At 71.4% G+C, this 24,227-nt stretch carries 23 protein-coding genes; 8 read left to right on the top strand and 15 right to left on the bottom strand.

Going from position 1 to position 24,227, the window contains the following annotated elements; translation table 11 throughout:
- Positions 1 to 289 precede the first annotated feature (289 nt).
- Positions 290 to 931, bottom strand: a complete 642-nt coding sequence (locus OG937_03520; protein WUD70811.1) for a DUF4232 domain-containing protein — start codon at positions 929 to 931, stop codon at positions 290 to 292.
- Positions 932 to 1,443: 512 nt separating this feature from the next.
- On the opposite strand from OG937_03520, the gene OG937_03515 reads away from it, so the two are divergent.
- Positions 1,444 to 1,776, top strand: a complete 333-nt coding sequence (locus OG937_03515) for an Lsr2 family protein (protein WUD70810.1) — start codon at positions 1,444 to 1,446, stop codon at positions 1,774 to 1,776.
- A gap of 113 nt (positions 1,777 to 1,889) precedes the next feature.
- On the opposite strand, the gene OG937_03510 is transcribed toward OG937_03515, so the two are convergent.
- From OG937_03510 to OG937_03470, 9 genes are all read right to left on the bottom strand, one after another.
- Positions 1,890 to 2,987 carry an NADH:flavin oxidoreductase/NADH oxidase gene (locus tag OG937_03510; GenBank protein WUD70809.1) on the bottom strand — a complete coding sequence of 366 codons (1,098 nt, stop codon included), beginning with the start codon at positions 2,985 to 2,987 and terminating at the stop codon, positions 1,890 to 1,892.
- 141 nt (positions 2,988 to 3,128) lie between these two features.
- Positions 3,129 to 5,354 (bottom strand): 2-dehydropantoate 2-reductase, encoded by a 2,226-nt coding sequence (locus tag OG937_03505; GenBank protein WUD70808.1) that lies wholly within the window; start codon positions 5,352 to 5,354, stop codon positions 3,129 to 3,131.
- The gene (locus tag OG937_03500) at positions 5,351 to 6,109 is read right to left on the bottom strand and encodes an SDR family oxidoreductase (protein ID WUD70807.1); all 759 of its coding nucleotides are present in this window, start codon (positions 6,107 to 6,109) and stop codon (positions 5,351 to 5,353) included. The genes OG937_03505 and OG937_03500 overlap by 4 nt, the downstream gene beginning before the upstream one ends.
- Positions 6,109 to 7,422, bottom strand: a complete 1,314-nt coding sequence (locus OG937_03495) for an MFS transporter (protein ID WUD70806.1) — start codon at positions 7,420 to 7,422, stop codon at positions 6,109 to 6,111. Before OG937_03495 ends, OG937_03500 begins: the two co-directional genes overlap by 1 nt.
- Entirely contained in the window at positions 7,419 to 8,351 is a 933-nt protein-coding gene (locus OG937_03490) for a polysaccharide deacetylase (protein ID WUD70805.1), read from the bottom strand. Before OG937_03490 ends, OG937_03495 begins: the two co-directional genes overlap by 4 nt.
- A gap of 120 nt (positions 8,352 to 8,471) precedes the next feature.
- Entirely contained in the window at positions 8,472 to 9,455 is a 984-nt protein-coding gene (locus OG937_03485; protein ID WUD78617.1) for an Lrp/AsnC family transcriptional regulator, read from the bottom strand.
- Between the two features lie 400 nt (positions 9,456 to 9,855).
- The gene (locus tag OG937_03480; protein WUD70804.1) at positions 9,856 to 10,782 is read right to left on the bottom strand and encodes a hypothetical protein; all 927 of its coding nucleotides are present in this window, start codon (positions 10,780 to 10,782) and stop codon (positions 9,856 to 9,858) included.
- Positions 10,783 to 10,922: 140 nt separating this feature from the next.
- Entirely contained in the window at positions 10,923 to 12,188 is a 1,266-nt protein-coding gene (locus tag OG937_03475) for an IS701 family transposase (GenBank protein ID WUD70803.1), read from the bottom strand.
- Positions 12,189 to 12,292: 104 nt separating this feature from the next.
- Positions 12,293 to 13,288 (bottom strand): winged helix-turn-helix domain-containing protein, encoded by a 996-nt coding sequence (locus OG937_03470; GenBank protein ID WUD70802.1) that lies wholly within the window; start codon positions 13,286 to 13,288, stop codon positions 12,293 to 12,295.
- Between the two features lie 158 nt (positions 13,289 to 13,446).
- Here OG937_03470 and OG937_03465 point away from each other — a divergent pair, with 158 nt between their 5' ends.
- From OG937_03465 to OG937_03455, 3 genes are all read left to right on the top strand, one after another.
- The gene (locus OG937_03465; GenBank protein ID WUD70801.1) at positions 13,447 to 13,971 is read left to right on the top strand and encodes a tetratricopeptide repeat protein; all 525 of its coding nucleotides are present in this window, start codon (positions 13,447 to 13,449) and stop codon (positions 13,969 to 13,971) included.
- A 101-nt stretch (positions 13,972 to 14,072) separates the two neighbouring features.
- A complete protein-coding gene (locus tag OG937_03460) occupies positions 14,073 to 14,510 on the top strand; it encodes a DUF6174 domain-containing protein (GenBank protein ID WUD70800.1) in 438 nt (145 codons plus the stop codon).
- Positions 14,511 to 14,563: 53 nt separating this feature from the next.
- Positions 14,564 to 14,974, top strand: a complete 411-nt coding sequence (locus OG937_03455) for a response regulator transcription factor (protein WUD70799.1) — start codon at positions 14,564 to 14,566, stop codon at positions 14,972 to 14,974.
- On the opposite strand, the gene OG937_03450 is transcribed toward OG937_03455, so the two are convergent.
- The gene (locus tag OG937_03450) at positions 14,944 to 15,378 is read right to left on the bottom strand and encodes a nuclear transport factor 2 family protein (protein WUD70798.1); all 435 of its coding nucleotides are present in this window, start codon (positions 15,376 to 15,378) and stop codon (positions 14,944 to 14,946) included. The genes OG937_03455 and OG937_03450 overlap by 31 nt on opposite strands.
- A gap of 159 nt (positions 15,379 to 15,537) precedes the next feature.
- On the opposite strand from OG937_03450, the gene OG937_03445 reads away from it, so the two are divergent.
- Positions 15,538 to 16,437, top strand: a complete 900-nt coding sequence (locus OG937_03445; protein WUD70797.1) for a helix-turn-helix transcriptional regulator — start codon at positions 15,538 to 15,540, stop codon at positions 16,435 to 16,437.
- Between the two features lie 71 nt (positions 16,438 to 16,508).
- Here the strand turns inward: OG937_03445 and OG937_03440 are convergent, their stop codons facing one another.
- From OG937_03440 to OG937_03430, 3 genes are all read right to left on the bottom strand, one after another.
- Positions 16,509 to 16,877, bottom strand: a complete 369-nt coding sequence (locus OG937_03440; GenBank protein WUD70796.1) for an SH3 domain-containing protein — start codon at positions 16,875 to 16,877, stop codon at positions 16,509 to 16,511.
- Between the two features lie 64 nt (positions 16,878 to 16,941).
- Entirely contained in the window at positions 16,942 to 17,421 is a 480-nt protein-coding gene (locus OG937_03435) for a hypothetical protein (protein WUD70795.1), read from the bottom strand.
- Between the two features lie 228 nt (positions 17,422 to 17,649).
- On the bottom strand, positions 17,650 to 18,894 hold the full coding sequence (locus tag OG937_03430; protein WUD70794.1) for an MFS transporter: 1,245 nt from the start codon (positions 18,892 to 18,894) through the stop codon (positions 17,650 to 17,652).
- A 136-nt stretch (positions 18,895 to 19,030) separates the two neighbouring features.
- Here OG937_03430 and OG937_03425 point away from each other — a divergent pair, with 136 nt between their 5' ends.
- Positions 19,031 to 19,966 (top strand): LysR family transcriptional regulator, encoded by a 936-nt coding sequence (locus OG937_03425; GenBank protein ID WUD70793.1) that lies wholly within the window; start codon positions 19,031 to 19,033, stop codon positions 19,964 to 19,966.
- A gap of 54 nt (positions 19,967 to 20,020) precedes the next feature.
- Here OG937_03425 and OG937_03420 read toward each other — a convergent pair whose 3' ends face one another.
- The gene (locus OG937_03420) at positions 20,021 to 20,605 is read right to left on the bottom strand and encodes a PadR family transcriptional regulator (GenBank protein ID WUD70792.1); all 585 of its coding nucleotides are present in this window, start codon (positions 20,603 to 20,605) and stop codon (positions 20,021 to 20,023) included.
- A 69-nt stretch (positions 20,606 to 20,674) separates the two neighbouring features.
- Between OG937_03420 and OG937_03415 the strand changes: the two genes are divergently transcribed.
- Both OG937_03415 and OG937_03410 read left to right on the top strand, forming a co-directional pair.
- The gene (locus tag OG937_03415; protein ID WUD70791.1) at positions 20,675 to 21,373 is read left to right on the top strand and encodes an ABC transporter ATP-binding protein; all 699 of its coding nucleotides are present in this window, start codon (positions 20,675 to 20,677) and stop codon (positions 21,371 to 21,373) included.
- 5 nt (positions 21,374 to 21,378) lie between these two features.
- Complete coding sequence (locus OG937_03410) at positions 21,379 to 24,174, top strand: ABC transporter permease (protein ID WUD78616.1); 2,796 nt, start codon at positions 21,379 to 21,381, stop codon at positions 24,172 to 24,174.
- Positions 24,175 to 24,227 lie beyond the last annotated feature (53 nt).

Here is a 24,227-nt window from a genome sequence, read left to right as displayed (position 1 = left end):
TGGACGGCCGCCCCCACACGGGAAGCGGCCGTACCCATTGATACAACCCTGTCTGCGCATCTTCAGGGTCGGTCCTGCCTGCGTATCGACCATACGAGCCGCCTTCGATACGTGCACGGCGTGTCAGCTTGCGTTCGGCTCGACGGGTGACGGCGTGCCAGGTCTGCCTACCGTAGCGGTCGGTTACATCGCGGCATGGACAGGCCCCGTGGACGGACGAAGCGGAGACACACGCGTCTGCAGTCGGCACCCAGGGGAAAGGGCCGGGCGATCGGCCTCCACCGACAGGCTAGGCGTTGATGCCCACGTTGCCCGGCACGAAAGTCGACACCGCCAGGAGCCCGTGCGAGCAGGGCGAGACGTCGATGGGGAGGTATGCCGTACGGGCGGCGATCGGAGCGCCCACGATGTATGCGGAGCCGGCACGGCAGACGTCGCTCACCCCCTCCGGCACACGTTGCCACGCGACGTTGAACGAGGCTTCACCCGAAGGCTGCACGAGAAGGCGGCGAGCGGGTTCGGTGTAGAAGGCGTCGCCGCCATCGTGCGTGATCCTGGTGGCGACGCGACTGCCATCCCTGCCTGCGACGGCAACGGAAGGGTAGCCCCGCAGCACGCATGGCCGGGTCGAGGTGTTGACGAGGACGATGAGATCCCGCTGATGTCCCGCGTCGACCTGGCTGTTGCCCAGATGGGCCTCCAGTTCCGTGCACGGCCCTGGTCCCGCGGAAAGGCGATTGTTCGCCCGCGCGGGAAAGTCGGACGTCATGGTGTCGACGGTGACGGTGATGGCGGACGCCGAACGAGAGGGGGCCGCAGCCCCGGTGCTGCGCGTGGCGGACGAGCAGCCCGGGAGGGCCGTCGCAGCGCAGACGGCACCCGTCGCCAGCAGCACGCCGGCGCGGCGGCCGGCAGGCCTGGTGAGGACCACGGGAAGCTCCCTTCCGGCAGGACGCCGGTCACTTGAGTTCGGGCGGCACCGACGGTGTCGGACCAACAGGTGATGTCCTGGGTCTTCCGGGCTAACGAACCGTGGTCGAAGAGATGACGGCGCCGACCGCCCGTGATGCGCCGCAGGGGTGACTTCTCACCGTCCCGCCGGGATTTGTCGGGTACGGTGCGGCAACGGCATCGGCCGACCGCATGCTCACCAATATTTCGCCCCTTACCTTGCGGGCGGTGAACGCGGCGGGCGCACGTGCTGTCTCGAACGACCGGCCTTCGCCCGGCCCGTCGCCGAGGGATGTCCGATCCCGCGGGCCTTCCGGATTCACAGGAACGTGCCCCTCGGCACTTCCGGCTGCCGAGCGGATCGGAAATGACGCCGACCAGCCGAGGACTGCGTCTTCCAAACGCATCAACAACCGTCACGCAACTCGCCAAGGTCACCTATCCCGATTGCGTGTAGGGTCACGTTGGTTGTTCGGGAAAGGAACAAGAAAAATGGCGCAGCGCGTGCAGACTCTCCTGGTCGATGACATCGACGGCGGTACCGCTCACGAGACGGTGAACTTCGGCCTCGACGGGCGTGAGTACGAGATCGACCTCAGCGACGACAATGCGGCTGCGTTGCGCGATGCGCTCGCTCCGTTCCAGAAGGCTGCCCGCAAGCAGTCGCGCAGCCGTGGCAGGGGAGTGCCGCAGCAGCGGACGCAGGTCGGCGCCGACAATGCTGCCGTGCGCGCCTGGGCGAAGTCGAACGGCGTGGAGATCAGCGACCGCGGCCGCATCTCGGAGAGCGTCCGCCGTCAGTTCGAGGCCGCGTCCAACGGCTGAGACCCGCACTGGCACGACGGCCCGGCCGGCAGGGATACACCTGCCGGCCGGACTGCGTTGCCCGCCTCACCGCAGTGGACGCCCCGGGGCCTCCTGCCGCCGCGCCGCCGAAGCTAAGCGCGGTGGTACTGGACGGGGGTGGTGACCTGCCCGCCCAGTGCCGTGGCCGCGTGGCGCGCCCAGTACGGGTCGCGCAGCAGCTCGCGGCCGAGGAGGACGGCGTCCACACCCCCGGAGCCGACGATGGCCTGCGCCTGGCCGGGCTCGGTGATCATGCCGACGGCGGCCACGGGCATGCCGGCCCCCTCGCGCACGCGTTGCGCGTAGGGCACCTGGTAGTCGGGGCCGACCGGGATGTTCACGTCGGGCACGTTCCCTCCGGTGGAGACGTCGAGGAGGTCGACGCCACGGGAGCGGAGCTCCTTGGCGAGGCGGACGGTCTCCTCCGCGGTCCACCCGTCGCGCGCGTCGTCGTTCTCCTGCAGCCAGTCGGTGGCGGAGACCCGGAAGAAGACCGGCAGGCCGGCAGGCCAGACCTCGCGGACGGCGTCGACGACCTCCAGGGCGAAGCGGGTGCGGCCGGCGAAGTCGCCGCCGTAGGCGTCGGTGCGGCGGTTGCTGTGCGGGGACAGGAACTGGTGGATCAGGTAGCCGTGTGCTCCGTGGACTTCGGCGACCTCGAAACCGGCGTCCAGGGCCCGCCGGGCGGCGTCGGCGAACGCCTCGACGACAGCGGCGATTTCCTCGGCCGAGAGCTCTTCGGGAGTCGTCGCGCCCTCCTTGAAGGCGGTCGCGCTCGGTGCGACGGGTGTCCAGCCGTGCTGGGTGTCGGGGGTGATGGGGGCGCCGCGGTCGACCCAGGTGCGTTCGGTGGAGGCCTTGCGGCCGGCGTGGGCGAGCTGGATGCCGGGCACGGTGCCCTGGGACGTCAGGAAGGCGGTGATCCGCCGGAAGGCCTCGACCTGGGTGTTGTTCCATATGCCGAGGTCGTACGGGCTGATGCGGCCCTCGGGGGTGACCGCGGTGGCCTCGGTGATGATCAGTCCGGTGCCGCCGGTGGCCCGGGCCGCCAGGTGCGTGAAGTGCCAGTCGTTCGGCACGCCCGCCTGCTCGCCGTCCGGCGCGGCGCTGTACTGGCACATCGCGGCCATCCAGATCCGGTTCGGAATGGTCAGCGACCGGAGGGTGAGGGGCTCGAAGAGCGTGCTCACGAAGGTGTCTCCTCAATGCGTGAGAACAGTGGGAAATGAGGTGCGGGAGGGGAAATCCACCAATGCCCTCCCCATGACGAATACGTGTGGGCGCCGCCATGGCGGCGCCCACACACGTTCGCGGTGGTGCTGCCGCGTCTTTCAGGCGAAGGACGTGAGGATCAGCGCGGAAAGCGCCGCGCGCGGCATGATTCGGCCGGCGTCGACGTATTCGGACACGGCGTGGGCGCCGTCTCCGACCGCGCCCAGTCCGTCCAGGACGGGGCTGCCCGCGGCTGCGGCGAGGTTGCCGTCGCTCGCGCCCCCGACACCCGCCTCGTCGAGCCGCTCGCCGAGCAGCCCGGCGCAGCGCCGTGCCAGTCCTGCCAGGGCGGCCACGTCGGCGGTGCGGGTGAAGACCGGCCGGTTCCAGCCGCCGGTGACGGTGACGGTGGTGCGGGGATCGTGGGGCCGCAGGCCGTCCAGGGCCGCGGTGATGCGCTGCGCCTCGGCCTGCGTGGAGACGCGGACGTCGAGGTCGGCGACCGCGTGGCCGGCGGTGACGTTGGGCCGGGTGCCGCCGGTGACGACGCCGACGTTGAGGCTTGTGCCGGCGTCGTGGTTCCGCAGACCGGCGAGATCCAGGATCTGGCGGGCCAGTTCGTCCACCGCGCTGGCTCCGCGCTCCGGGTCCAGACCGGCGTGCGCTTCCTCCCCGGTGACGGTGACGCGGAACAGGCCGACGCCCTTGCGTGCCGTCTTCAGGGCTCCGCCGGGGGCGGACGCCTCGAAGACCAGGGTGGCGCGGCTGTTCCGGGCCTCGTCGACGAGGACGTCCCGCGAGGCCCGGCTCCCGGTCTCCTCGTCACCGTTGAGGAGCAGGGTGACGGCCGGCCGGGGCAGGCCGAGGGCGTCCAGGGCCTTCAGCGCCCAGACGGCCTGGACGAGGCCGGCTTTCATGTCGAAGACGCCGGGCCCGGTGATGCGGTCACCGTCGACGTGGAAGGGGCGTGCCGCCAGGGTGCCCGCGGGCCAGACGGTGTCGTAGTGCGCGAGGAGCAGTACGGGGGCGCCCCCGGTGCCGGCGTGGCGGCGGATCAGGATGTCGCCCGCGTCCGGGCGGCGCAGGACTTCCTGTTCGCAGTCGGTCCCCAGGCGCTCGTCGAGCCACCGCCGCAGCCAGTCGAGGCACGCGCCGAGGAGGCCCTTGTCGTCGCTGGGGCTCTCCAGCCCGGTGTAGGCGGCCAGGTCCGCCACGATCTCCTCGTGCCGGCCGGCGAGCCACGACCGGATGCGCTCGGCGTCCTCGGGGCCGGCCGCGGGCAGGTGCGGCAGGTCCTGCACGGGGGGCCGGGTCGCGTCCGGACCTCTGGCGGCCAGGGGCCGCAGGGCTTCGAGCCGCTCCTCGGACATGGTGGCGGGGTCCCTCTCGAGCTCCTTCAGGCCGTCGACCACCGCGCGCAGCACCGGTGTGGGGATGCCGTGCCGGTCGGCCCGGGCGAACACGTCGGCGTAGTGCGTGGTCACCTCGACGGGACGGCCACGGACGGCCAGGTCGCGCCAGATGCCGCTGCGGTTCTTGGGCTGGGTGCGCAGCCACCGCGTCAGCCGGTCCGCCGCGGCGCGTCGCCGCTGCGGTGCCGCGCCGGCGCGGAAGGCGTCGGGGTCGAAGGCGTCGAAGGGTTCCAGGGTGACGCCGAGGGTGTCGGCGACCGCGAAGACCTCCGCGGCGACCGCGGCCATGACCGTGGTGTGCCGGTCGATCAGGTCCGCCATCGGCGCGTCGGCCAGCGCCGTGGCGGCCAGCATGGCGCCGAAGCCCGCTTTGGCCCAGAGGTAGCCGTCCACGTTGTCGCTGGCCACCGCGTCGGCACCCACCGAGAGGTGGGCCACCAGCTGGCGGACCCGCCCGGAGACCGGCCTGCCGCGCATCTCGCCCACGACGAGGGCGCCGGTGCCGCCGTCGCGCACCACGCCGGGTTCGGTGACGTCGGCGAAGACGTTGATGAAGGCGGCGATCGTCCGGTCCGGTCCCACCCGCTCGGCGATGCGATCCTCGTTGAACCCGTTCTGCAGGGAGGCGATCCATCCGTCCGGGCCGAGGCGCGGGGTGATCCAGTCGAGTGCCGTGTCGGTCGCCTGTGCCTTCACGGCCAGCAGCACGTGGTGCAGCGGGCCCTCGTACTCCTCCGGCAGCAGCGCTTCGACGTGCGCGACCTCGGGTTCCCTCCCGTCACGGGCCAGCGCGAGACCGTGCGCGCGGATGGCCTCGACGTGAGCACGATCGGTGTCGACGAGCCGGACGCGCTGTCCCGCCCGGACCAGGCGGTGGGCGAGGATGCCGCCGATGGCGCCGCCCCCGACCACGGTGTAGGTGCCGTCGGTCATGCGGTGCGTCCCTCCTGGATGCGGGGCAGGTGCAGGGTTCCCGCGCTGGAGCCGCCGTCCACCCGCAGGACCTCTCCGGTGATCCAGGAGGCCTCCGGGGTGCTGAGCCAGTAGACGGCCTCGGCGATGTCGGACGGGGTTCCCGCACGTCCGAGCGGGTTGACCGAGATGGCGGCGGCGTACTCCGCGGAGACGGGATTGACGCTGCTGCCGACCGGGACGAATCCCGGGCTGACGGCGTTGACGCGGATGCCCTCGGCACCGAGTTCCAGGGCGGCGGCGCGTGTGGCCATCTCCAGCGCGGCCTTCGACGTCGCGTAGGGGCCGCCGCCGAGGCGGGAACGCAGCGCCGATCCGGAAGAGATGTTGACGACGCAGCCCCCGGCCCCGTCCTGCCGTGCCTGCCTCGCGTACGCGGCGGTGGCCAGCACCGGCGCTCGCAGGTTCAGGTCGAACAAGCGGTCCCAGGTCCGCGCGGTGACGTCGGCCATGTCCAGGGAGGGGTAGACGCCGGCGGCGTTGACCAGGACGTCGATCGGACCTCCGGTCGCCCGGGCCCCTTCGATCAGGGCGCCGGCGGTGTCGGGCCGCGTGAGGTCCCCGGGAACGGGATGGGCCCCCAGCCCTGCGGCGGTGTCCTCCAGGGCGTCGCCCGGGAGGTCAGCGAGCGTCAGGCGGAAGCCTCCTTGCGCGAACCGCCGGGCGACCGCCTGCCCTATCCCGCCGGTGGCGCCGGTGATGACGGCGTGGGGCATCAGGCGAACTCCTTGTCCTTGGTCTCGGGCATGGTGAGGTAGACGACGAGGGAGACGAGCGAGGCGGCGGAGACGTAGAGCCACAACCAGCCGCCGTAGTGGTGGTCGTGCATCCAGGTGGTCACATAGGGAGCGGTGCCGCCGAAGAGGGCCACCGCCAGGGCGTACGGGAGGGCGATGCCGGTGGCGCGGATCTCGGGAGGGAACTGCTCGGCCATGATGACGGCGCAGTTGGCGGAGTAGCCGAGGATCAGCAGCATGCCGGTCAGCTGCACCAGGAACAGCCGGGTGAAGCTGGCGTCGAGGAAGTGGAGCAGGGGCCAGCTCAGCAGGATGAACCCGGCGGCGAATCCGGCCAGCGTGGGCTTGCGGCCGACGCGGTCGGACAGCCGGCCGACCAGGGGCAGCAAGGTGATGAAGACGGCCAGGCACAGGCTCTGCGAGAGCAGTGCCTTGCTCAGGGGTATGCCGGTGGTCAGGTTGGCGTACGTGGGGAGGTAGTTGACCCAGATGTAATAGGTCAGGGTGCCGGCGATGGTGATGCCGGCGACGCGCAGGGCCGCGCGGGGATGCTCGGTGACCATGATGCGCAGGGGGTTCGAGCGGGTGAGGCCCGCACTGTGGGCCCGCTGGAAGGAGTCGGTGTCCTCGACCGAGATCCTCAGCCACAGGCCGGCCAGTCCCAGCAGGCCGCCGACGGCGAAGGCCACCCGCCAGCCCCAGGAGTGCAGGGCCGCGTCGTCGAGCGTGGACGTCGTCACGGTGCCGAGCAGCGAGGCGATCAGTGCGCCACCGCCGACGGACACCTGCTGCCAGGAACCGGCGAACGCGCGTCCGCCCCGGACCCCGGATTCGACCAGGAACGCCGAGGAGGACCCGAACTCGCCTCCGGCGGAGAACCCCTGGACCAGCCGGGCCAGCAGGAGCACGAGGGGGGCGGCGACGCCGATGCTGTCGTACGACGGGGTCAGGGCGATGACGAACGACGCGCCCGCCATCAGTCCCACGGTCAGCGTCAGGCCCTTCTTGCGGCCGTTGCGGTCCGCGTAGACGCCGAGTGCCGCGGCGCCGACCGGGCGCATGACGAAGCCGACGGCGAAGATCGCCAGCGTGGACAGCAAGGCGACGTCGTCGGCGCCGGAGGGGAAGAACTCGGTGGAGATGATCTTCGCGAAGATCGCGTAGAGGGCCCAGTCGACCCACTCGATGGTGTTGCCGACGGCGCCCGCGGCGATGGCCTTCACCTGACGCGCGTTCAGGCGGGCCGCGGGCTCGGTGCCCGTGGGGGCGGTCCGGTCCTGCTGTGCGGTCATGCTCTGCTCTCCGTTCCGCGAGACGGGATGTCGTGGCGCACCGCTTCCGCCAGCTGTGCGTGGGTGGCGTACCAGACGCCGGGGTGGGCTGCGATGTGGTCGAGCAGTTCACGCAGGACGACCAGGCGCGAACGGTGGCCGATCACGTGGGGGTGCAGGGTGAGCTGGAAGACCCCGCCGTCCCGGTAGGCGGCGTCGAACTCGTCCGTCCAGATCTCCAGGACGTCGCGGGGACGGGTGTACGGCCGGACGGAGCCGTAGCGGTCCATCGTGAAATAGGGGGCGTCGTCGCGGATCCAGTCGACGGGGATCTCCACCAGCCCCGTGGGCTGCCCGGCTGCGAGGATCTCGTACGGCTCGTCGTCGGCCATCAACGAGGAGTCGTAGGTGAACCCCAGGCCGAGAAGGGTCTCCAGCGTGCTCGGGGAGAAGTCCCAGGAGGGGGTGCGGACACCGACCGGCCGCTGACCCGTCAGCCGGGTCAGCGTGTCCACGGACCTCTCGACCAGGGCGCGCTCGTCGGCTGCCGACAGAAGTGTGTTGCGTTCGTGGATCCAGCCGTGCACGGCCAGCTCATGGCCGGTCCGGGTGTAGGAACCGGCCTCCTCCGGGTGGAGCAGGGCGGACACGGCCGGCATGAAGAACGTCGCCGGCACGCCGTACTTCTCCAGCAGCGCCAGGATGCGGGGCGCGCCCACGCGAGCGCCGTACTCGCCCTGGGCGAGCCGGCCGGGGCTCGTCTCACCGTCACGCAGCGGGATCGTCTCGTGGTCGGGATCGAAGGACACGGCAACGGCGACGCGCGCCCCGCCGGGCCACTGGGCGGGGGTGAGGCGCCGTCCGGCACGCACCGCGTCGACGTGCCGGCGCCATTCGCTTTCGGGCCACCGCCAACTCGCCGAGGGCGGGGTGCTGTCCGTTTCGGGCATGGAGGTCTCCACTTCGTCGGGAACGACAGGAGGAAGAGATCCGCGAGGAGCGACGCCGCAGCGGCGTGCCCTGGCGGGGGAAGCGGCGGTCGGACCGCCGGGAGCCCGGACCCGAGCAGGTCAGGCCGGGATCGTCATCTTGGTCCAGGCGTGCTTGAGGGTGGCCAGATGCAGGGTGATCTCGGAGGCGACCAGCCCGGGCAGGGCGCCTGCGACCTCGGCCGTGTAGCGGAACACGTCGGTGCGGTGCGGCAGGACGACGTGCCCGACCAGGTTGAACCTGCCGGTGGCGGCGGACAGGAACTTCGTCCCGGCATGGCGGGCGAGCTGCCGTCCGGCCGCGTCGAGCCGGTCCGGCTCGACCGACAACCAGACCATGAACTCGGCCTCGAAGCCCAGCAGCGCCGGGTCGACCAGGGTGCGGAAGTACAGCACCCCCCGGTTGACCAGCCGTTCCAGGGCCCGGGACACACTGGACTCGCTGCGCCCCAACTGCCGTGCGAGCGTGCTCATCTGCAGCCGCCCGTCGAAGGACAGGGTCCCGGCGACCTCCCGCTCCAGATCGGAGAGCGCTTGTGGCGCCTCGTCCCACCCGGTGCGTTCGAAGGGCGCCGCCAGCGCTACGGGACGCAGCGCGTCGCGGGCCTGCGGGGGCAGCAGGCCCGTGTCCCAGTGGGCCGGAGAGGTGAAGCTGCGGATGGCGGCGACGCACTCCGTACCCGTGATCAGGTGGGCGCCCGGCAGATCGGTGTACAGCAGGCGCATCAACTGGTCGTTGTCCTGGGCGACGAAATCCACGATGAGGTCCGCCGCGCCGGTGACCACCGCCAGGAAACGCACCTCCGGGCACTCGGCCAGCAACCGCGCCAGTTCCAGACCCTTCCCCGGACGTGCCTGGACACGGACGAGCATGGACGAGCCGGACATGGTGCGGTCGAGTTCCAGCGTCGCCACGACGCGGACGAGCCCCCGCTCACGCAGGCTCTGGTACCGGCGCTGCACGGTGGTCTCGCTGGCGCCCGCCCAATGGGCGATCGCACTCCACGGGGCACGGCCGTTGAGCTGGAGCGCCGCGATGATGCGGCGGTCCATATCATCAACGATTGCGGGGTGGAGGCGATCAGGCATGCCGGAACATTAGGCCTGGGCCAAATGGCGGTCAACGCTGGAATCCTGCGCCATGGAGAAGACGCCGCTTCCGACGCTCCGCCCGCCTGGCGCCCGCGAACTGCATATGTGCAGGTCAATGGCCATATGGGAGTTCCCTGCGAGAGCGCAGGATACCTTCACGAAGTACTGCACTTTTCTTTCGTACCCGATTGCGGCACGCAGGCCGGAGATAGGGGGCGATGGCACGCTGCTTCTATTTCGGCACGCTGCTTCCAGCCGTTTCTCACCCGGCCCGATCGGCCTCTGTGTCCGGCAAGCCCCGCAATTCATCGCGGAGCCTGCTGATCCTCCGCTCACTCCGGACCACGCCGCGGCAAGTCACCGCGGGAAGCCGTCAAACGGACCGTTGGGCACCGTAGGTGCCGTGGTCCATCCGGAATCTCATCGCGTCGGTACCGATGGCTTCGATGTGTCCGATCAACACCGACTTCAGCGGCTCGGGAAGCTTCCGGCCGTGTGCGTTCGTCCACTCAAGTGAGCCGAACAGTTCGGCGGCACCGTCGAGCTGAGCCGGGTCCGGAGGGCGCACGGTGAGTGCGGCGAGCAGGATGTCGGCATCCTCGGCCAGCAGTTGGCGTAGCACCGCCATGTCGTACCACATGGAGCCGCCGGAGGACTCCCTGGACCGAATCCCCGCCCAGGCCAGTAGGACGCGAATCCGTTCGATCGCGTCGGGATAGTGACGGCGGGTATGCGTGACGAGCCGTTTCTCGGCCTCCCGCAGTCGGCCTGACCAGGCCAGAAGGTCGTCACCCGGTGCCTCGGCCACGTCCGCGGCGGCATGGGACAGCCCTGCCGGCGCGGCGTGTATCCACCGAATCCGGCGCTGCTCGGCCTTGTTCTCCTGGACGGCCAGTTCGGCCTGGACCCTTTGTGATCCGGTCAGGCCTCGCTCCGCCAGCCATGCGGTGAGTGCCGGTCCGTCCTGCAGGTCGGCGTCGCAATCACCGAGCCCTCGGAGACCGGTCTGGTGGTGAAGGGACCAGCGCGCGATCAGTCTGCCGCTTGGGTCGTGAATCAGGATCGTCGGCCAGCCGATGCACAGACACCGGTCGCCAGTCCCACCGTCGACGATGGACAGCACCTGGGCGAGGTCGGCGATCTCGCCACCGGTCACCACGAGTCGCGGAAGGTCGGCGGAGCCGGTCTGGTCGGGCGGTCCCTCGACGATCTCGACGCGAGCGGCGCGGGCCAGCACGGCCCGCAGCCGAGCCGTTGTGGGCGGGCCCTCGCCCGTACCCGGCGATCCCTGATGCGTCACGCCCGCGAGCATATCGGTGACGGCGCTAGTAGTGCTTGGTCAGGTCGGTATTGAGGTGGGTATGTCGCGGTGGCAAGTGGGGCAGGCGCCGGTCCAGGTAGCGAGGAGGATCTGCAGGTCACGGACGACCTGGTAGAGGCTTAGGCCGACGCCGCGTCTTTTGGGGCCCGCCCCAGTCGCTGCAGGGTGCAGAACGCATGGGCGACGGAGACGAGGGTGACGTGGTGGTGCCAGCCGTTCCAGGTCCGGCCCTCGAAGTGCGCCAGGCCCAGGGCCTGCTTCATCTCCCGGTAGTCGTGCTCGATGCGCCAGCGGAGCTTGGCGAGACGGACCAGGGTGGTCAACGCGGTGTCCTCGGGCAGGTCGGACAGCCAGAACTGGACCGGTTCCTTTTCACCCGCGGGCCACTCGGCCAGCAGCCAGCACGCCGGCAGCTCGACACCCTCGGTGGCCTGCCGGATCTCACGTCCGGCGGGCCGGATCCGCAAGACAACGAACCTTGAGTAGATCCGCTTGACGCCTGAACGGCCGGTGCCGGGCCGCGATCCCTCACGCCACTGCACCGGCCGTGCCGCCGTCCGGCCTGCCTCGATGACCAGTTCCTTCACCGAACGGGCAGGCTTGGGGTATTTCAGCCCCGGTGGCCGACCGGTCCCGCAGTACGCCTCGGTGACCGGTGCCGCATCGCCCGGCTGGGCCGACAGCGTGCTGGAGATTCCCACCACGTAGTGCATGCCCCGCGCGTTCAGGCCAAGCCGAAAAGCCGCGGCATCGCCGTATCCGGCGTCCGCGATCGCCAGCGGCACATCGATCCCCCACGAGCGGGTCTCATCGGCCATGTCCAGCGCCAGCTGCCACTTCTCGACATGGCCGACGTCCTCGGGGATGCCGCAGGCCGCGCGGCGTGCGACCTTGTCCGGGTCCGCCTTCGGCGAGGACGGATCCCAGGACGGGGGCAGGAACAGCCGCCAGTTCACGGCCGCCGAGGCATGGTCACGGGCCAGATGGAGCGAGACGCCCACCTGGCAGTTGGTGACCTTCCCGGCGGTACCGGTGTACTGCCGCGACACACACGCCGAGGCGTTTCCGTCCTTCAGGAAACCAGTGTCGTCAAAGACCAGCACAGTGGGCCGGATCACCGATTCCATCTTCCACGCCAGACGAGCCCGGATATGAGCCGGATCCCAAGGGCTGGTGGTGATGAAGTGGGCCAGCGCCTGCCGGTTGCCGTCCTCTCCCAGCCCGGCGGCCATCGGCTCGACCGACTTGCGTCGCACGTCAGTCATCAGACCACGCAGATACACCTGCCCCCACCGGCGCTGATCCTTGCGCGCGAACGGCTCGAACACCTCCGCCGCAAACGCCTCCAACCCACCACGCACCACAGCAACTTCGTCCGGAGTCACACCTTCCCAACGCCAGACCAGCCCAACAAGACACGCAACAACTCAGCCGACCTGACCAAGCACTACTAGGGGTTGAGCGCGTGACGACGAACGGCGCTGATCGGCTATTCGTCGCCGTGGACGAGCGCCGACCCCAGTCGTGTACGCCGGTAACGGATCTCGTGACGGTGTCGCGCCCCGACGACCAGCCCGCTGTCCCGCAGCACCTTCAGGTGTTCGGAGACCGTGGCGGGCGCCAGTTGGTGTCGTTGCGCCAGCCGTGTCGTCGACGCCGGCTCGTCGAGTGCGGTCAGCAAGGTGGCGCGGGTGCCCCCGATGAGTCGTGCCAGAGCGGTGCTCGGGGGGAGTTCACGCGTCGGCTGCCAGAGGTTGCCCAGGCCCCGGGCTCGGTAGGCGACCGTCGGCTGCCAGGGCGGCTGCGTGATCACGATCGCCTCGTCCCACTTGAACACGCTGGGCATGAGCAGCACGCCACGCCCGCCGAGCGCGACGTGTTCGTTGCCGCCGGGGTCGCGTACGAGGGTGTCGCCGGTCCAGTGCAATGTCCGGTCGAGATCGGCGAACAGGCCGTCCAGACCGCCTTCGGCCAGTCGCCGCGAGCGGTAGGCGATGTCGGCCTCCAGCGCAGCCCGCACCTGCGGCCACACCGGCTCGACGAGCGCCTGCCATGCCGCGCGCACCAGCTGTGTCAGGAGGCCGAGCACGTCGGCCGGGTCGCCGAGCAGCAGCCGTCCGAGTTCGCCGGCCCGGGCACCCGGGGTGTCGAGCAGTGACATCTCGATCTCGCGGCGCACGACGGAAGCGGGCGTGGCTGCCATCCGGGTGAGCTCGCCGTCGAAGTCCGGGGAGGAGGCGAGCGGGGGCAGGGAGAGGAAGTCCGGGGTGTAGCCGCGACGTGGCTGCAGCAGAGTGAGCGGCCGCAGGTCGACGGCGTGCAGACGGGGCAGGGCCTCCTTCAGCCACCGACGGTGATGCGGCCCGGGCCCGGGGCCCTGCGGTCCGGTCGCGACACGCACTGCGGCGAGGGTCTCGAAGACCGGTGAGTAGGCGAACCGGCAGCGGGCCAGGTCGGACGGCCCGAAGCCGAGACTGATGGCCACGCCCACCCCCCCGTGGGTTCCGTGTCCCGAGCGTCGTACGCCGGGGACGGTGATTCGGCCGGTACCGAATCACTGGTGGTGATCCTAACCGCCTGGCCAGGATTGATCACCTCGGCCGGGTCCGGTCGAACCCACCTGAGGAATCAGAGGAGTACGGCATGCACGACGTCACCGACCAAGCCGAGCCGGGCGGCCGGCACGCCGAGGTCAACCGCCGCGCGGCCGCGCTGTTCGCCGTCATCGACGACCACGAGGAGGCCGCGTTCCTCGCGCAGATCGACGCTCTCGCGGCCGAACTGCCCGAAGGAGATGCCGACGGCCTGTTCCACAGGGCCTGCGCCCGCGACTCCTGGGGCCACTCCGGTGCGGCCGTCCCGCTCTACCGCGAGGCGCTCGAACGCGGCGGTCTGACCGGCGAGAACCGCCGCCGCGCCGTGATCCAGATGTCCAGCTCCCTCCGCAACACGGGCGACGCGGCCGCGGGCCTGGCGATGCTGCAGGCCGAGCGCGCCCGCGGCTCGGACCACCTCGACGACGCTCTCGATGCCGTCACCGCGTTGTGCCTCGCCTCCCTCGGCCGCGAGCGCGAAGGGCTGTCCCTCGTCCTGATCGCCCTGGCCGAGCATCTGCCGCGGTACAACCGCTCCATGGCCAACTACGGAAAGGCTCTGATGGAGGACTGAGCCGGCACAGCGCCGACACCCGTACCGCGCCGCACCTCGGCGCGGAACCGGATCGCCGCCCGTCGCGTCGGAGCGACAGCCGACCACGGAAGGGCACGCCGATGCCAAGACCTCACGCACTCCTGCTCATCGCGGTATCAGCGCTCGCGCTCCCCGCGACCGCCTGCGGCTCCGAAACCGAAGCGGCCCCGGTGCCCCGATGGGCCGAGCCGGCGCGGTACTCCTTCACTCTGCTCTCCGAAGGCGGCGAGCGCGGTGGCCTGGGCAAGTACCGGATCACCGTGGCGGACGGGAAGGTGGCCGAGGCGGTCGGTCTCGACGAGCCGGCCCGGCGGACCGTCGCCGGTGAGCCGCAGAACGTGCGGACCCTGCGAGACCTCCTCACCGAACTCCGGCAGGCCCGGGCGGACAAGGCCGATGTCGCGGACGCGGTGTTCGCGCCCGACGGACACCCCACCGAGATCCACCTCGACTGGGAGACGAACTCCGTGGACGACGAGGCCGACTACCTGATCACCGAGTACCGCGTACACCCCTGAGAATTGGTGCTGGCACCCATGCGGATGCCACAGCCGCGTGCGACCATCGGGCGATGTTCCCCACCGTGCTGGTCGTCGACGATCACGCGGGTTTCCGCGCCGCCGTGCGCGGTCTCCTGGAGGCCGAGGACTTCGAGGTCGTCGGTGAGGCCGCCGACGCGACCGAGGCCGTCGCACGTACGCAACTGCTGAAGCCGTACCTGGTGCTGCTCGACATACGGCTGCCCGGCGAGGACGGGATCACCGTCGCCGCGCGGCTGGCGGAGCTCGCCGACCCTCCACTGGTCGTGCTCGTGTCGAGCCGGGACGCCGCCGCCTACGGACCCCGGCTGCGGGACGCCAAGGCGCTGGGATTCCCCGCCAGTGCGTCGCGCCTGGCGCCCTCCCTGGTTAACGACCGGACGGACGTCTTGCCGACCGCCCCGGACGGTCGTCAGCGGATGCCCGCCTCGGCCCGCGCGTAGAACGCGGCGAGTTCCTGGGGGTTCTTGGTGTAGACGTCGATCTTGCGCACCGTACCGTCCTCGACCTGGTGGATCTCCACCATGGTCAACGGGAACTCCTCACCGGTGGTGTGCGCCGTGAGCGTTCCGGTGAGCGTGCCGACGACGCCGGCCGGCCCCTCGTACACCTCGGCCGCGGTGATGGCGACGGCGGCGTAGCCCATCATCGCGCCGAGGACCGACTGCACGAACACCTCGCGGCCCTGGTGCACACCGCCGTACGGGAGCTGGTCCGGCTCGTCGACGATCACCTCAGGGGCGAGCCTTTCCAGGACGCCCGGCACATCGCCCCTGCTCAGCGCGGCGTACAGCCCCCGTACGACTCCTGCGGGGCTCTGCGTCACCGTCTCGGTCGGGTTGCTCATGATGTGTGTCCTTCCGGTCCTGTCCACCCCTGGGGGCGGGGCCCCGGGGGCTCGGGGCACACACCATGCAACGCCGGCCGGCGGGGGCGGGGGAGTCCTTGCCGTGAGGGGTACTGCCAGGGTCCCCCACGCTTCGCGTGGCCTGCCTAGGCTGTCCTCATGGACAACCGGGACGCCGTCAGCGCCTTCCTCCGCTCCAGACGCGACAAGATCACCCCCGAGCAGGCCGGTCTGCCGACGTACGGTCAGCGGAGGGTGCCCGGACTGCGCAGGGGCGAGGTGGCCGCGCTCGCCGGGGTGAGCGTCGAGTACTACACGCGCCTGGAACGCGGCAACTTCAAAGGTGTCTCCGACAGCGTGCTGGACGCCCTCGCCCAGGCGTTGCGGCTCGACGCCACCGAGCGCATGTACCTGTACGACCTCGCCCGTGCCGCGGGACCGGCGCCCGCGGCGCGGGTACGGGCGCGGGTACCGCAGCAGAGCCGGCCGGCGGTGCGGCCGAGCGTCGCGCGGATCGTCGAGGGGATGCCGCGGATGCCGGCGTACGTGATGAACAACCGCCTCGACACGCTGGCCGCCAACCCCTTGGGCCAGGCCCTGTACGCGGAGATGTACGCCGACCCGACCTGCGGAGCGAACGTCGCCCGGTTCGCGTTCTTCCATCCCGCGGCCAGGCGGTTCTACGGAGACTGGGAACGCATGGCCCGGTTCGCAGTCGGCGCGCTGCGTGTCGAGGCGGGAAAGCACCCCTACGACCGGGAACTGACGAACCTGGTCGGTGAACTGTCCACGCGCAGCGACGCCTTCCGCATGCTGTGGGGGTCCCACGACGTGCATGTCTTCCGCGACAGCACCAAGCGCCTCAACCATCCGCTCGTGGGCGACCTGGAACTCGATCAGGAGACCATGAGCCTGCCCGACGAAAGCGGCCTGAGCGTGGTCGTCTACAGCGCGCCCCCCGGGTCCGCCGCCGAGGACGCCTTGACGATCCTCGCCAACTGGTCCGCCACCGGAGCGGAGCGGGAGGCGGACCACACCGACGAGCGGCGCAAGGGTTAGCGATCCGCGGTGCGGCGCCGGCCCGCACCAATGCGCGGTGCGGGCCGGCGCCGCCGGGTGCCGGGCGACTGTCAGAAGCCGCAGTACTGGTTGGACCCGTTGTAGGGCAGCAGTGAGTCCTTCACCCATCCGGTGCGGTCGTCGTGCTGGTTGTAGAGGTAGGTCCACGTGCCGTTCTGGCCGGACGTCCAGCAGTAGTAGATCAGGACGTCCTGGTTGTCGGCCCAGCCGACGACCCCGCACGCCGTGCTGGAGCCGCTGCGCATGTTGGCGCTGACGCCCGGCGGCATGCGCACGTCCGTGCCGTCCGTGCCCCAGGCGCCCTGGCCGCAGGACGCGTTGGCCGTCGCCGGCCCCGCGGTGCTCACGACCAGGGCCGCCGGCACGGCGAGCACTCCCGCCGCCAGTGCCGCCCATTTCGCCTTGCGTGTCGATCGCATGCTTGATCCCCTCCCGTTGGCGCCGGCGTGGTTCCGGTGGAGGCGAACCCGCCGGCGGCGGCTGTCAGAAGCCGGACGGCGGTGCGACGTTCGTGCTGATCTTGCCGTAGGTCGAGTTGGAGCCGTAGGCGATCCTGATGAAGATGTTGGTGGCCCGGCCGCTGAAGGTCGCCGACTTCGGGGTGTAGACGCCGTTGCACTCGCTCGCCTGCGAGCTGGCCCCGGTGGGCGACAGGATCACGTTCGACTTGGCGCAGACGCCGTCGGTGAGGGCGTCGTACAGCTCGAACTTCACCGTCTGCCAGTAGGAGCCGTCGAAGATGTTCTTGCCCCAGGTGACGGAGCAGTTCCGCAGCCTGGCGTGGGTCGTGCCACCGGAGTCGTTGACCCACAGGGACGCGCAGGCCACGGTCGACGTGCGGTCTCCCGTGTCGGCGGCGGCGGTGGTCGGCGCGACGGCGGCGCCCGCGAGCGTCGAGCCCAGGGCTAAGGCGAAGGCGCCTGCGGCGCTGGTCAGCGACCTGCGCGACGGACGTACGGACATGGTTCCCCCTCGTTGGTGTGGTGCGTACGGCGGACCGCCACCGGCGCGGCGGTCCGGGCGGTCGGACGCGACCGCGGTGATCGCGTCACCGCGATTCGATTCTTTGTGCGAATCGACGTCAGTCTGTTCTATGGATCATGTCCACAACAAGCACCCGTGTACGACACATTGACGTAACGTCAGAAACGATCACCGTGTGCGGGATGCCGGCCGGTACCGCGCACTCCGTCAGGGGCGGCTCGGTGCCGGCTCCGGCTCTCGCAGGTGCGCTGCCGCGCGGCGGGGGAGCAGCAGCGGGGTCGCCAGCAGGAGCACGCCGGCCAGGCCGATGGCCGTACGCGCACCGAGCAGGCCTCCCAGCACGCCCCAGACGGCCGTCAGGAGCGCGGTCGAGACCTTGGTCGTCACCGCCCAGGCGGACAGCGTGCGGGCGACCCGGTCGGTCGCGGTCCGCTCGAGGCGGTAGGTGGCGTGGACGGGGTTGAAGATCCCGCAGCAGAAGATGAGCCCCAGCTCGACGCCCATCACCAGCAACAGCCCTCCGGTGCCCGGCCCCGGGAAGGCCAGGCCGACGGGCCAGAGCGCGCGCAGCGCCCCCGTGACGACCAGCACTTGGCGCTGTCCGAACCGGGTGACGAGCGGCCGGGCCAGCCGCGAACCGAGCAGCCCGCCGATCGAGGGCGCCGCGAAGGCGAGGCCGTACTCCCACGGTGCGAACCCGAGCCGGCCGAGCATCAGGACGGCGAGCAACGGCTGGACGGCCATCACCAGGCCGTTGAACAGCGCGGTGTTGAAGAACAGCGGACGCAGCGCCCGGTCAGCGAGGATGTACCGCCAGCCGTCGAGCAGGTCCCGGGTGCGCATGCGCGTGGCCTCCCGGCGCTCGGGCCGCGGCTCGTGCCCGCCCGTCGCGCGGATGCCCAGGGCCGAGAGCAGGTAGCTGACCGCGTCGGCCACCACCGTCGCCACCGGGCCGAGGAGCCCGATCGCCGCGCCGCCCAGCGGTGGCCCGATGATCGTGGTCGTCCATGCCGTGGACTCGAAGCGGGCGTTGGCGACGAGCAGGTCCTCGGCCGGCAGCAGGGTCTTCACGTACGCGCCGGAGGCGGCGCGGAAGGTGATGTCGGCCGCCGCGACGGCGACCGAGACCAGCAGGAGCTGGAGGAAGGTGAGGACATCGAGCGCGAACGCGGCGGGGATCGTCAGCAGCGCCGCGAACCGCACCAGGTCCATCGCGATCAGCACGTGCCGCTTGCGGCGGAACTCCACCCACGGGCCGAGCGGCACCGCGACGGCCGCGCCCACCGCGGACCCCACGGAGGCGAGCGCGGCGACCTCGGCCGGTCCGGCGTGCAGCACCTGGATGGCGATCAGGGGGAACGCGCCGAAGGCCAGCCACGTGCCGAGCGCGCTGGTCCCGTACGCTGCCCACAGCCACCCGAACCGCCGTCCCAGCCGGTGCCCGCTCCCCATGCCCGATGCCCCTCGCCACTCCAACCCTGCACAACCGATCCGCGATCGGAATCATCAAAGCGAGACCCACGGCCTGGGATCAAACAACCGCAGAGCCGTCGGCCACAACCAACGGTTGTGGCCTTAGAGTGTCGGCATGGACCTCGACGCCGTCCGCACCTTCGTCGCCGCCGCCGACGCGGGGCGGTTCCAGGAGGCCGCCGCCGAGCTGGCGGTCACCCAGCAGGCCGTCTCCAAGCGCATCGCCGCGCTGGAGCGCAGCCTCGGCGTGCGGCTGTTCACCCGCACGGCGCGCGGCGCCGAGCTCACCATCGACGGGCAGGCGTTCCTGCCCCACGCGCGCGAGCTGCTGCGCGTCGCCGAGCGCGCGGTCGCGTCGGTGCGCACCGGTCGCCGTCCGCTGCGCGTCGACATCATCGCCTCGCGTGGCGCGGCGTCGGGCCTGATGCGCGGCTTCCACCGCGCGCACCCCGAGATCGAGCTCGACGTGGTGATGCTGTTCGACATCGAGACGGCCGTCGCCGCCATCCGGTCCGGTGAGATCGACGCGTCCTTCCGCGCCGTCGCCGCGCCCGGCCGGCCCCTTCCCGAGGACATCGAGTCCGTCCGGGTGCTCGACGAGCCGCTCGAGCTCCTCACCGGCCCCGCCCACGCGCTGGCGGGCGCCCGGTCGGTGACCGTCGCCCAGCTCGCCGGGTACCGGATCTGGATGCCCGGCATCGTGCCCGGCACCGAGTGGGCCGCCTACTACGACGACCTCGTCGCCGAGTTCGGCCTCACCATCGAGGCGACCGGCCCCAACTTCGGCTCCGACGCGCTCCTCGACACCGTCGCCGACACCCCGGCCCTGGCCACCTTCATGGGCGGGGACACCCGCCTCGTCTGGCCCGCGGGCCACGGCCTGCGCCGCATCCCGGTGACCGACCCGACACCCGTCTACCCGCACTCGCTCCTGTGGCACCGCGACAACCCCCACCCGGCGCTGGCCACCCTCCGTGCCCACCTCGCCGCCGCCGTGGCCGGCCGCGACGCCGCCGGGACCTGGACGCCCGGCTGGGTGACCGCGCGCTGAACGCCGCCGCGTCCACGATCATCCCGGCAGGACTGCGGCGGCACGGGGCTCGCCCTACGTTGCCCTGCGCTCGCGGGCTTCCGGTTCCTCCGCGGCCCCGTGCGACGGAACACCGGCTCGTGTGAGCGGCGCGAGCCGCTGGACGGCGCTGTCCACGAGTTCCAGGTCCGCCTTGGTGTGGGCGATGGCGGCGTCGATGAGGAGGGCCACCAAAGGGTCGTCGGTGTGGCCGCGCCGCAGGCGGGTGAGACCGGCGAGTTCGGAGAGGTAGGTCTGGCGCTGGGTCTCCACCAGGGCGTGCACGGCGTCGGAGCCCAGTGAGGCGGCGCCGAACAGCTTGAGGAACAACTCGTCCCGGAAGCCGCCCGTGCGGACCCACGCCGTGGTCGCCCAGGAGTGCAACTCGTCCTGGCCCTGCGCGGTGAGGGTGTAGCGGGTCTTGTCGGGGCGGTCGCTCTGTGCCACCTGGGACCGGGTGACATGGCCGTCGCGCACCAGGCGGTCCAGGATCTGGTAAAGGTGCCCGATGTTGAGGCCGCCCCACTGCGGGCCGATGGCGTCCTCGAAACGGCTCTTGAGCTCGTAGCCGTGGCTCGGTCCCTCGGACAGCAGCGCGAGCACTGCGTGGTGCAGTGGCATTTTGCATCCCCTCTGTATTGTGACAATGTACCCCTGCATTGCCGCAATGCATGAGGGGTGGTCGGAAGCATGAGCGTGACCCTGCGGGACGTGTCCCGCCGGCACCCGGGAGTCGTGGCGCTGGACGGCGTCGGCCTGGAGATCGGGGACGGCGAATCCGTCGCACTCACCGGCCCGTCCGGCGCCGGCAAGTCGACCGTGCTGCACCTGGTCGGCGGCATGGACCTGCCCGACTCCGGCACGGTGGAGGTCGACGGCACCGCACTGACACCGGGCGGGCTCGACGCCCATCGACGCAGGATCGGCTTCGTCTTCCAGCGCTTCCACCTCCTGCCCGCGCTGACGGTGCTGGACAACGTCCTGGCGCCGGTGCTGCCCCGCCGGGTGGACTTCGACCGGCGGGCCCGCGCCATGGAACTCCTGGAGGCCGTGGGCCTGGCACAGCGGGCCGGGGCGCTGCCCTCGGAGCTGTCGGGCGGTCAGCAGCAGCGCGTCGCGGTCGCCCGGGCGCTGATCAACCGGCCCGGCCTGCTGCTCGCGGACGAGCCGACCGGCAACCTGGACAGCGCGACCGGCCGGGAGATCATCGACCTGCTGCTCTCGCTGACCGAGCAGTACGGGATGACGCTGCTCGTCGCGACGCACGATGTGGAGGTGGCCGCGAGCTGCGACCGGATCGTGCGCCTGCGCGACGGACGGATCGTGGCCGACGAACGCGTGACGCCGGCGGCCGACGTCCTCGACCGGCTCGGGGGGCTCCGCCCGTGATCGCCATGATCTGGTCCCAGCTGCGGCGTCATCGGGCCCGCGCGCTGGCACTGGCCGCCGGCATCCTCGTGGCCGCGACCAGCTTCACCCTGCTCACCTCGACGGTGACCACCAGTCAGGCGCGGACCACCGAGACCGTCCGGGAGAACGCCCGCTCCGCGTACGACGTCCTGGTGCGCCCCCACGCGAGCCAGACCGCGGTCGAGCGCGACGACGGACTGGTCGAGGCGAACTTCCTGTCCGGGATCTTCGGCGGCATCGGCCTCGGCCAGTACGACCGGATCAAGAAGATGCCCGGGATCGAGGTCGCCGCGCCGGTCGCCAACGTCGGCTACCTGATGGTGTCGGGGACGCTGAAGGTCGACGTGTCGTCCTTCCTGGACGGCACGGCACCTTCCCAGATCCTGCGGATCAAGCCGACCCTGACGGCGGGACTGGGCCGCTACCGGACCGCCGACCAGTACGTGTACCTGAGCCGCAACCCGATCGAGCCGTCGAAGACCTTCTCCGACTCCACGTTCCCGGGCTTGGTGGAGGAACACGCGGACCACCGGACCTATCCGGTCTGCTGGTATTACAACTACAACAAGACCGACACCCACATCGAGCACACCGACGACGGCGGATTCGGACCCCTCAAGCCCAGTCTCCTGCGCGAGGACCGCCGCGAGGAGTCGCCGTTCGACCCCGACATGAACTCCTGGCTCACCTGCCGGTCGGGACAGGACAAGGCGATCGCCGAGATCCCGGTCTCCTACCCGGTGCTCCTGTCGGCGGTGGACCCCGCCGCCGAGGACCGGCTGGTGGGCCTGGCACACGCCATCACCTCCGGCCGTATGCTCAACGACCGGGACAAGCCCGTCTGGGGCCGCAAGGAGAACTGGTCGAACGAGCCCTACTGGACGATCCCGGCCGTGCTCAGCGACCAGACCCTCACCTCCGGCACGGTGAACGCCACCGTGGAACGGCTGGACGCGGGCGATCCCGCGGCCCTGCGGGCGAAGCTGGGCAGCCCCGCCGCCCACGACTTCGTCGACGACCTGCGCGGAACACCGGTGGGACGCGTCAGCGCCGACCTGGAGCGGGGCTTTCCCGGGAAGTCCCTCTTCGCCCCCCTGGTCGACAGCTACTGGACGGTCGGCCCCGTCGGCTACCGCCGCGCCGGGGCGGGCCTTGCCCCGCGCGCCCGCGCCGACCAGTCCCCGGAGGTGTGGCGCACCAACGCGGACCGCCAGTTCGTGGAGTTCGTGCCCGAGGAGAACACCGGCACCCAGTTCCGCGAGGTCGTCAGCCACCCCGGAACCGCCTGCTGGGGCACCCGGACCTGTGCGCACGAGGACTACGGCAGGACGCCGATCCCGTACCTGACCCCGGTCGGCCGCTACGACGCCACCGAGCTGCCCGGCTTCTCCTCGCTGTCCGAGGTGCCGCTGGAGACCTACCGCTCGCCCCAGGTCACCGGCGCCGACGAGGCCGGGCGGACGGCGCTGCGCAACCGGCCGCTGCGTCCGGACCGCAATCTCGGCGGCTACCTCGCCGCACCGCCCACCATGCTCACCTCCCTGGACGCGCTCCCCGTCCTCACCAAGAGCCGCCGGCAGCCGACCCCGCAGGACAAGGCCCCCATCAGCGCCATCCGCATCCGGGTCGCCGGCGTCACCGGCGTCGACCCCGCCTCACAGGCACGGGTCAACGCGGTCGCGGGCCGCATCCGCGCCGCGTACCCCGGTCTCCAGGTGGACATCACCATCGGCAGCTCACCGGCACCGCAGACCATCGCGCTGCCCGGCGTCGACGTCGTCGAGAACTGGACCGCCAAGGGCGTGGCCCTGCGCATCCTCAAGGCCGTCGACGCCAAGAGCGCCGTGCTGTTCGTGCTGGTCCTCGTCGTCTGCGCGCTCTTCCTCGCCCAGGCCGCCCTGGCCTCCGTGCGATCACGCCGCACCGAGATCGGCACCCTGCGCTGCCTGGGCTGGAGCCCGCCGGAGATCCTCCGGCTCATCCTCGGCGAACTCGTGGCCATCGGCCTCGGCGCGGGCGCCGCGGGCGCCGTGCTCGCCTACGTCCTGGGCCTGCTGCTGAAGCTGCCCGACGCGGGGACCAAGGCGGCCCTCGTGCTGCCCGTTTCGCTGCTGCTCGCGGTCACCGCCGGGCTGTTCCCGGCCTGGCGCGCCACCCGGCTGAAGCCCCTGGACGCGATCACGCCCCCGGTGACCGCCACCGGCCGCGCGGCGCCCGTCCGTTCGGTCCTCGGACTGGCCGTACGCAACCTGCTGCGGGTACGCGGCCGTACCGCGCTCGGCGCGGCGGGACTGGCCCTGGCGGTGGCGGCCTTCACCGTCCTGCTCGCCCTCACCCTGGGCTTCCGCGGCGAGGTGGCCGGCTCACTGCTGGGCAACGCCGTCGTCGCACAGGCCCGTACCGCGGACTACCTGAGCGTCGCCCTGTCGCTGCTCCTGGGAGCCGCCGGCGCCGTGGACGTCCTGGTGCTGTCCATGCGCGAACGGGCCGCCGACCTCGCCGTCCTGCGCGCCACCGGCTGGACGACCCGTGAACTCGCCCTGCTCAGCTACTACGAAGGTGCCCTGCTCGCCCTCCTGGGCGGCCTCACCGGCGCGGTCACCGGGCTCGGGACGGTCCTCGCGATCGGCTGGGGCACCCTGGACGGACGCCTCCCGGCCGTCGGCGGCGCGGCGCTCCTCGCCACCCTCGCCGCCGTGGTCCTCGTCTGCGCCGCCCTCGCCCTCCCGGTCCGCGCCCAGTCACGCATCGCCCCCGCCCATCTGCTGGCGGTGGGATGACGGATGCCGGGAACGGCGGGGGACACCCCCCGCCGCCGGGGCCGTCCTGCGGC

Origin of the sequence: Streptomyces sp. NBC_00510 (genome assembly GCA_036013505.1) — a bacterium.
In the GTDB taxonomy this organism is placed as follows: Bacteria; Actinomycetota; Actinomycetes; order Streptomycetales; family Streptomycetaceae; genus Actinacidiphila.
This window is presented reverse-complemented; position numbering and strand designations above follow the sequence as displayed.